The following is a 7,684-nucleotide window of genomic DNA, read 5'->3' on the forward strand; positions in this document are numbered from 1 at the left end:
CTTTCCGGTGAATACAGGGGCCGTTTCCCGCACCTGAGCGACGAAGCAGGCTCGTCAGGGTGCCGAAAGGTACGGGGCGACGGCTCGTTCGAAGCCCTCGGCGGTGCGGCGCACGGCCTCCGCAGGAGGAGTGTCCCAGATCGCCTGGTTGAGCAGCTCGACCTCGATGTCGCCGGTGTACCCCGTGGCCTCGACTGCGCGCGTCATGCCGGAGAAGTCGATCACTCCGTCACCCGGATAGTGCCGGGAGAGCAGGTTGTCGGCCTCGAGCGGCGTCTTCCAGTCGCACACCTGATAGGTGGCGATGCGGCCCTCGCGACCGGCGCGCGCGATCTCATCGAGCACATCCGGATCCCACCAGAGGTGGAAGGTGTCGACCGTGACGCCGACGATCTCAGGCGCGAAATCGGCGGCGATGTCGAGCGCCTGATCCAGGGTCGAAAGCACCGAGCGGTCTGACGCGTACATCGGGTGCAGCGGTTCGAGCGCGAGCTGCACGCCCTGCTGCTGAGCATGCGGTGCCAGCTGGGCGACCGCGTCGCGCACGCGCTCGCGGGCACCGACCAGATCGCGGGAGCCTTCGGGCAGTCCGCCGACGACGAGCACCAGCACTGCTCGGGAACCGTCGGCACCGGCGGCGGCGAGGGCCGCCGTCTCATCGATCGCGACGCGGTTGTCGTCGAGGGCGGCGGTGCGAGTCGGTCCCTCCTCAGCGGTGAACCAGCCGCCGCGGCAGTGCGTCGAATAGCGCAGGCCGCTGTCCGCGAGCATCTTCACCGACTCATCGAGCCCGACATCCTGCACCTGCTCGCGCCACAGCCCGATCGCGTCGATGCCTGCGTCGGTCGTGACCCGGATGGCCTCGGCGACGGTCGTCCTCTTGATGGTCGCCTGGTTGAGCGACAGGCGGGGGTGCGGGACGGTCATGCGTCGACTCCGTTCAGGTGCAGCAGCGAATGCCACCGCTCGGCGGCAAGGTCGGGCTCCTCGAGGGCGCGCGCGTCGTTCGCGAGGCGCACGATCTCGCTGAGATGGGGCAGTGAGCGCGCTGAGTGCAGGCCGCCGACCATCTGGAAGGCGGGTTGGTGTCCGTTCAGCCATGCCAGGAAGGCGACACCGGTCTTGTAGTAGAACGTCGGCGTCGCGAACACCTGCCGGCTGAGCGCTTCCGTCGGCTGCAGCAGTTCGCAGTAGCGTGCCGGATCGCCCACGTCGAGCGCCTGGATGGCGGCAGAGGCGACCGGTGCGATCGCGGCGAACGCACCGAGCAGTGCGTCGGAATGCGTGCGGGTCGTGCCGGGCGAGCGCTCCGGCTGGGCGGCATCCGGAACATCCGCCCCGCCGATCAGGCCGACGTAGCTGAAGTCGTCGCCGGTGAACATCCGGACGCCCTCCGGCAGCCGCTCGCGCACCGACACCTCGGCGTCGGCGTCGAGCAGGCTCATCTTGATGCCTGAGATCTTCGCCGCGTGCTCGCCGATGATCCCGATCACGACATCCGAAGCCTCGCGCCAGTCGGTCGAGCCGAAGTAGCCGACCAGCTGCGGATCGAACGCCGTGCCGAGCCAGTGCAGCACGACCGGCGTGGTCGCATCGCCCAGCACCTCGCGGTACACGCGGCGGTAGTCGTCGGTCGACTCGGCGGTGCGGGCCAGGTGCCTGCTCGCCATCAGCACGGGCACGGCGCCGTGCTCCTCGGCGTGGTGCAGCTGATGCTTGTAGCCGTCGATGATCTGCTGCAGTGAGGCGACCGGCTCTTCGATGTGATCGGTGTTCACCCCGACTGCGACCGAGCCGCCCTCCTCGCGCGCGACCTCGGCGCTGCGGGCGATCAGCTCCCGCACGGCGGCGTCGTCGAGCCCCATGTTGCGCTGCGCGGTGTCCATCGCGTCGGCCACGCCGAGACCCCACGAGTACACGTTGCGGCGGAAGGCGAGGGTGGCGTCCCAGTCGATCTTCGCTGGCTCGCCCGGGGTGTTGTCGGCCCACGCGATCGGGGCGACGTGCGCCGCCGCGTAGGCGACGCGGGATCGCAGGCCGTGGGACGGCTTGGTGAACGCCCCCGCCTCGTTCAGGGCGGCCGAGGCGACGGAGCCGTCGCCGGAGAGCAGCGTGAGTGCGTCGCTCATCCGGATCAGTCCAGGCTCAGCTCGGGGAGCTCGACCTTGGCGCCCGTGCGGCTCGACTCGAGGCCGGCCTCGGCGAGCTGTACGCCGCGGGAGCCGGCGAGCAGGTCGAACGGGTAGTCGGTGCCGGTGACGAAGCTGGTGAGGAACTCCTGCCACTGCTGACGGAAGCCGTTCAGGAACACGTCGTTCGTCGGCACGTTCTGCCACGTCGCGTCGTAGTCGACCGTGTCTTCGATGTCGGGGTTCCACACCGGCTTCGGCGTGGCGTTGCGCTCCTGGATCTTCGCGCCGAACAGACCGACCACGGCGGAGCCGTGCGTGCCGTCGACGTGGAACTCGACCAGCTCGTCGCGGTTGACGCGGGTGGTCCAGCTCGAGTTGATCTGTGCGACCGCGCCGCCGGCCAGTTCGAACACGCCGTATGCGGCGTCGTCGGCCGTGGCGTCATAGCGCTCGCCGCGTTCGTCCCAGCGCTCGGGAATGTGCGTCGACGCCTGTGCGTAGACGCTCTTCACGCCGCCGAACAGGTTCTCGAGCACGTAGTTCCAGTGCGGGAACATATCGACGATGATGCCGCCGCCGTCCTCGGTGCGGTAGTTCCAGCTCGGGCGCTGGGCTGGCTGCCAGTCGCCCTCGAACACCCAGTAGCCGAACTCGCCGCGTACCGAGAGGATGCGACCGAAGAAGCCGGAGTCGATCAGCCGCTTCAGCTTCTGCAGGCCGGGCAGGAACAGCTTGTCGTGCACGACGCCGGCCTTGACGCCGGCGTCTCTGGCCGATCGCGCGATCTCCAGCGACTCTTCGACGGATTCGGCGGTGGGCTTCTCGGTGTAGATCGTCTTGCCCGCGGCGATCGCCTTGCGCAGGGCCGAAGCGCGCGCTCTTGTGACGAGGAAGTCCCCGTAGATCTCCCAGGTCGGGTCGGCGAGCGCCGCGTCGAGATCCGTCGTGTAGTCCTCGATGCCGTGGCGCTCGGCGATCTCTGCGAGCTTCGCCTCGCTGCGTCCGACCAGCAGGGGGCGGACCGTGGCCTTCGTGCCGTCTGGCAGCTCGAAGCCGCCCTCGTCGCGGATCGCAAGGATCGAGCGCACGAGGTGCTGGCGGTAGCCCATGCGCCCGGAGACGCCGTTCATGATGATGCCGATCTCACGAACGGCGGGGGTCGATGTCTCGGACAAGATGATGCCTCCTTGCATGATGGCGAATGCCGCATCCGAACAGTGGGAAGCGCTTTCCCAACGCGATAAGTGTGACACGGCGCGGCGACGCGGACAACACCTGCCCCGGTCGTTGCTCCTGGTCAGCGGGAGGAAGAGCTTCTTCGACCGCTCAGCAGCACGCAGAGCGATCAGCGTGCTGCTTCATTTCTGGCACATCTCCGTATGGGCGTCGCGGGAGAAATGTGCCAGAGATGAAGAAACGGCGGTGGCGGTGTCAGTTCGTGGTGGGGAACAACTCGTCGAGGAAGGCCAGCTGTGCTCGCTGCTGTACGACCTGGCCGCCCTCGTGGCCGTTGTATGGGTACACCTCGATGTGCTTGTCGGCACCCGCGTAGTGGTGGTACTGCGCGAACACCGTCGACGGAGGGCAGGTGGCGTCGTACAGCGCGACGGAGTAGAGCGCCTTCGCCGTCGCCCGCGCGGCGAAGTTCACGCCGTCGAAGTAGCTGAGAACGCGGAACACATCCTCCTCCTCACCGCGCCTGATCTGCAGGTAGCGAGCAAGCTCGTTGTAGGGGTTCGCGTCGGTGATCCGCAGCGCCCTGCGGAAGTGGCTCAGGAACGGCACATCGATCATGGCGCCGGCGACGCCGTCCGAGAGACCGGCTGCGGCCACGGCGATCCCGCCGCCCTGGCTGGCGCCCGAGATCACGACGCGCTCCGGGTCGACTGCAGGGTGGCTGCGCGCCGCGTCGACGGCGAGCGCCGCATCGGTGAAGATCCGCCGGTAGTAGTAGTCCTGCGGGCTCTCGATGCCCTGCGACATCCGGCCTCCGATCTGCGGCGAGCCGCCCACCGGATCGGCCGTTGCGCCGGGGGAGCCGCCGTTGCCCTGCCCGCGGCTGTCCATCACGAACACGGCGTGTCCGGCGCTGGGCAGCTGCGTCCACTGTTCGGGGAACCCCCGGCCCCCGCTGTAGCCCATGTACTGCACGACGGTGGAGCGGACCTCGCCCTTCGGCCGGATGAACCAGGCCCGGATGGGGTGCCCGCCGAACCCGGGGAAGGTCACGTCCTCGACGATGAGGTCGCGCAGCGGGCCGTTCGCCTGGGTGAACTGCGCTTCGCCGCCGCGCCACTCTGCCAGCGTCGTGCGCCAGAAGTCGTCGAAGTCGATCGGCTCTTCGCGCTCGGGCACGTAGGTGCGCAACTGGTCGATGGGGAGGTCGAACTGCGCCATTGAGAGTCCTTGTCTGTGTTGTTCCGACGGTGCCGACGTTAGCGGATGTCGGCGGCGGCCGGTACGGGACTCGACGCCGACGCTCGTCCGGAAGCGGCCGTTGCACGATCGAGGTGGGTGAGGGCAGCCGCGCGGCAGCGCGCCGTCACGGCGTCGTGGCCCGGATACTCGGCGTGGCCGGCGGGCAGCACCTCGAGTTCGAGGTCGGAGAAGCCGTTCGCCACCGCGAACTGGCCGGGCGGCGGCACGTATCCGTCGTAGAGGGCGCACTCTGCGCGGACTGGGATTCCTGCGAAACCCGCGGCGCTCGAGGCGTCGAAGAACCTCAGCACCTCCCGCGCCTCAGGATGCGCCGCCACGTGATCGCGCACGCGCTCGCCGCTGCCGAGGCACTGCATCGTCAGCCGAAGGTCGTACTGCCCGAACGTCGGCACATTGAGCGTCGCGCCGACGAAGCGGTCGTCCCACGGCAGTGCGAGCGCGCCGATGCCGCCGCCGAAGCTCTCGCCCAGATAGTAGAGCGGCAGTTCACCGGCGATCTCGACGAGCGCGGTCGCGGCGTGCCAGAGGTCGGCGGCGCACCAGCCGAGCACGTGGTCGTCGACCGAATCGATGCCGTGCAGCACGTGTCCGTGCTCGGGCAGGGGCGCGCCGACGCCGGCGTTGGGTGCGGGCAGTCCGCGTGCAACGGGGAAGAAGACGGAGGCATCCTCGGGCACGCGCTCGAACGCCGGGGCGGAGCGGCCGCCGTAGCCGTGACCGACGACGACGCCGACGCGGGGTGCGACGTCGTCGACCGGAGAGGCGTACCAGCCGTGCAGTCTCAGCCCGCCCGAGACGGTGTGCTCGACGTCGAAGACCTGGCGCCCCTCCTGCTCGCCGAGCGGCGCCAGCACCGGGTCGGCCGGAACCTGCGCGGCTTCGTCGAAGCGGCCGAGCCAGAACTCGTCGAATCCGTCCGGAGGGCGGACCGGACGCACGCGGAGCAGGGCATCGAGGTCGTAGCCGTAGGTCGCGTCGAACTCGTCGTGCGGGAACCAGTCGTGGAAGGGGAATGTCATGGGGTGCCGTTTCGTGCCCGCGGCGGAAGGATCAGATCCGCCTCATCGTCCTCCGACGATACGCGAGCGACCCCGGACATCCGGACGCCACACGAGTCGCGCGGCCGAGTCCGCGAAGATCTCGGTGACTGCCGCAGCGCCGAGTCAGCGCTTCATCATGCGGACGTCGCCGAACAGCTTCGCGATCCGGCCTATCCACTCGTCGCGGCGGATGGCGAACCATCCGATCGCCATCGCGACCACACTGGCGGCGAAGACCCAGAACCCCACCCATGTGGCCGAGTCGCGGCCCGCGTACATCGCGTCGAGGTTGCGCAGCGCCCCGGTGGTGAGTACGAGGAAGACGTGCACGATGACGAAGGCGACGAAGAACAGCATGGTCGGCCAGTGCAGCGCCTTGGCCACGGAGCCGGGGAAGAAGCGGTTCAGGGTCGTCGGCCAGAACGTGCTCAGCCGCCATCCGGTCAGCGCGGCGGCGGGGGCTGCCAGGAACACGATGGCGAAGTACGACAGCTGCTGCAGTGCGTTGTAGTTCACCCAGCTGTGGTGCGTCGGCCAGTCGAGGGAGAGGTACTGCAGACCCGCGGAGATCGCATTCGGGATGATCTCCCACGTCGTCGGCACGATCCGCACCCAGTGCCCGCTCGCGAACAGCAACACGACGAACACGACGCCGTTGGCCAGCCACAGCAGATCGACGCCGATGTGCGCCCACAGCGCCAGCGACATCCGGCGCTTCCTCACTCTGCGTGATGACCACAGCCCGCCTGAGAGCTTCTCGAAGCGATAGCGCAGGCCGCTGCGGATGATCAGCACCAGGAAGAACGCGTTGAGGAAGTGCGTCCACGACACGAAGGCGGGGATGCCCTCTGCGGTCCCCTCCGGCAGCGGGGCTTCGCCCGGGTAGGCCGCCAGGAACGCCTCGAGCGCCTCCGTCGTCAGGAGAGCGCGCACACCGAACACGGCGCACCACCCGACGACGCCGATCGCGGCGGCCAGGAGCAGCAGCGCCGAGCCGCGAACCCAGGTCGTCTCACGACGCACGGTCTGAGGCTGGGCGGGAACGGTCGGCACTCGTATATCTTGACCGATCGCGCCTGCGAGCGCGGAAAAGCGTTACGTCGTGTGTTGCATCGCGATCAGGCAGAGCGACCGGCTTCGTATCCGGCGCGGTACGATTCCTCAGCGCCGGTGTGGAACATGTCGCGCTCGGCGGGGCGCAGGATGCTGCGCGCGCCGGGAAGATCGAGCTCGCCGACGAGATCGCCTCGACCCCGGATGACGGCGACGGGGCGACCGGAGGCCTTCCCCTTGACGAGGTCGGCTGCGGAGGCGAGCTCGTCGGCCGCGCACGGCTGGGTCACGGCGAGCTCTCGGCCCTGCGCGTCGGTCTGACCGCGCAGATCCTCGAACACGTGCACGCCTGCCGCGCCGATCGCCTGATCGGTCTGGCCATCGCGCCACGCGCGGCCGAGGGTGTCGGAGACGATCACGCCGACGCGTGCGCCGAGCCGGGAGCGCAGACCTTCGGCGATGGCGCGGGCCGAGGCATCCGGATCCTCCGGAAGCAGCAGCACGGTGCCCTCAGGGGTGTTCGATGCGTCGACGCCGGCGGCAGCGGCGATGATGCCGAGTCGGCTCTCCACGATCCGGGTGCGCGAGCCGTTCGGCCAGGTGCGCTCGGCGACCACGCGCACCGTCTCGGCGGTGATCGCGTCCTCGCGGTCACCGGCCCTGACGAAGCGGCCCTCGGCCTTGGAGACGATCTTGCTGGTCACCACGAGGATGTCGCCGTCCGCCAGCGCGTCCCCCGCAGCTTCGGCGATCACCGCCACGAGATCGTCTCCCGCTGCGATCTCCCCGATCCCGTCCAGCGCCCACGCCTGAAGCATGTGCTCCGCCTCTCGCGAATGCCTACGATGTCCGCGAGCGCCTGCGAAACCGCACAGGCACTCGCGAAGAGCCTAGGCGCTCGCGGGCATCGCGGTGTGCGGGCCGGGCGCCCGTCGAGCGGTCCGGACGCGGCGATGTGCGTGCCCGCTTGGACTGAGCGTGGGGCGGGTGCGTGCAGCGCGAGGACGGTCCGCGATGTGC

7 protein-coding genes are annotated in these 7,684 nt (G+C 69.2%); all 7 read right to left on the reverse strand.

Annotation, left to right across the window (positions count from 1 at the left end; genetic code table 11):
* Window positions 1-54 precede the first annotated feature (54 nt).
* Entirely contained in the window at window positions 55-927 is an 873-nt protein-coding gene (locus DZG09_RS04385) for a sugar phosphate isomerase/epimerase family protein (protein ID WP_119696458.1), read from the reverse strand.
* The gene (locus DZG09_RS04390) at window positions 924-2,129 is read right to left on the reverse strand and encodes a DUF993 family protein (protein ID WP_119696459.1); all 1,206 of its coding nucleotides are present in this window, start codon (window positions 2,127-2,129) and stop codon (window positions 924-926) included. Before DZG09_RS04390 ends, DZG09_RS04385 begins: the two co-directional genes overlap by 4 nt.
* Window positions 2,130-2,134: 5 nt before the next feature.
* Window positions 2,135-3,325 carry a Gfo/Idh/MocA family protein gene (locus DZG09_RS04395; RefSeq protein ID WP_119696460.1) on the reverse strand — a complete coding sequence of 397 codons (1,191 nt, stop codon included), beginning with the start codon at window positions 3,323-3,325 and terminating at the stop codon, window positions 2,135-2,137.
* Window positions 3,326-3,563: 238 nt separating this feature from the next.
* Window positions 3,564-4,529 carry an acetylxylan esterase gene (locus DZG09_RS04400; RefSeq protein WP_119696461.1) on the reverse strand — a complete coding sequence of 322 codons (966 nt, stop codon included), beginning with the start codon at window positions 4,527-4,529 and terminating at the stop codon, window positions 3,564-3,566.
* 38 nt (window positions 4,530-4,567) lie between these two features.
* Window positions 4,568-5,590, reverse strand: coding sequence for an acetylxylan esterase (locus DZG09_RS04405; RefSeq protein WP_119696462.1), 1,023 nt, complete (start codon window positions 5,588-5,590; stop codon window positions 4,568-4,570).
* Window positions 5,591-5,734: 144 nt separating this feature from the next.
* Entirely contained in the window at window positions 5,735-6,664 is a 930-nt protein-coding gene (locus tag DZG09_RS04410) for a cytochrome b/b6 domain-containing protein (RefSeq protein WP_240423684.1), read from the reverse strand.
* Window positions 6,665-6,729: 65 nt separating this feature from the next.
* Window positions 6,730-7,482 carry a coenzyme F420-0:L-glutamate ligase gene (gene cofE / locus DZG09_RS04415; RefSeq protein ID WP_119696464.1) on the reverse strand — a complete coding sequence of 251 codons (753 nt, stop codon included), beginning with the start codon at window positions 7,480-7,482 and terminating at the stop codon, window positions 6,730-6,732.
* Between the last annotated feature and the right edge of the window lie 202 nt (window positions 7,483-7,684).

Source organism: Microbacterium halotolerans, from assembly GCF_003569805.1.
GTDB classification, from domain to species: Bacteria; Actinomycetota; Actinomycetes; order Actinomycetales; family Microbacteriaceae; genus Microbacterium; species Microbacterium halotolerans.

Coding starts and splice junctions, on each gene's coding strand:
- DZG09_RS04385 (WP_119696458.1), bottom strand. CDS start 927: ATGACCGTCCCGCACCCCCGCCTGTCGCTCAACCAGGCGACCATCAAG.
- DZG09_RS04390 (WP_119696459.1), bottom strand. CDS start 2,129: ATGAGCGACGCACTCACGCTGCTCTCCGGCGACGGCTCCGTCGCCTCG.
- DZG09_RS04395 (WP_119696460.1), bottom strand. CDS start 3,325: ATGCAAGGAGGCATCATCTTGTCCGAGACATCGACCCCCGCCGTTCGT.
- DZG09_RS04400 (WP_119696461.1), bottom strand. CDS start 4,529: ATGGCGCAGTTCGACCTCCCCATCGACCAGTTGCGCACCTACGTGCCC.
- DZG09_RS04405 (WP_119696462.1), bottom strand. CDS start 5,590: ATGACATTCCCCTTCCACGACTGGTTCCCGCACGACGAGTTCGACGCG.
- cofE (WP_119696464.1), bottom strand. CDS start 7,482: ATGCTTCAGGCGTGGGCGCTGGACGGGATCGGGGAGATCGCAGCGGGA.